Source organism: Rathayibacter agropyri, assembly GCF_013249015.1.
In the GTDB taxonomy this organism is placed as follows: Bacteria; Actinomycetota; Actinomycetes; order Actinomycetales; family Microbacteriaceae; genus Rathayibacter; species Rathayibacter agropyri.
Map to the genome: position 1 here is coordinate 1 of NZ_JABRPL010000023.1, position 665 is coordinate 665.

The following is a 665-nucleotide window of genomic DNA, read 5'->3' on the forward strand; positions in this document are numbered from 1 at the left end:
CCGGTTGGCTGCGCGTGTGTTGTCATCATGTTGTCCATGGAAAGGTCTTTTCCGGGGAGTGACTGCGCTGGTGCCGATGTACGCTGGGTCCGCTATCCATTCGGCCTTATCGAGAATCGGTTCCCATCCACACAGGCTGATCGCCGCTCGGTCGTGTCGAGAGCCGGGGGCCGGGTCGGACATGGCGAGCAGGTGACCGTTGATGTCCGAGGCGACTTGCACGTTCAGCCCTTGACGATGTCGCTTCCCGGAGTAGTTCGCGCTCCCCGTCGCGGCGCGGTTCCCGGTGGGAACATCGGTGCCGTCGACCAGGACCACGCGGCCCTGGACAGCCGTCTCCACACCCACCCCCGACAGACAGCAGGCCTGCTCGATCAGCGGGACGATCCGCCGATAGACGCGAGAAATTGTGGGCTGCGACACACCGAACATATCCGCAAGAGTCATTTGGTTCACGTTTTGCCGTAATAAGATCAGAGTCACAACGACCTGCTCACGAATGTTCACCAGCGCCGGCCGTCCCGGCATCTCACCCCTTCCCGCGACAATCTGCCATATCCGAGAGATCAGCTCCGTCAATTGCTCCGCATCCAGGCCTGTAGTAGAGTCGTACCGCATCGGCTTCCCGTTCTGAAAATAGCGAGCTTTGGAACTTCTATTCTCTC

The 665-nt window shown here is 60.2% G+C and carries 1 protein-coding gene; it reads right to left on the reverse strand.

Annotated features, from left to right (window positions below):
• A partial coding sequence (locus HRF29_RS14590; RefSeq protein WP_173249575.1) for a transposase family protein occupies window positions 1-579 on the reverse strand: 579 nt, incomplete at its 3' end.
• Window positions 580-665 lie beyond the last annotated feature (86 nt).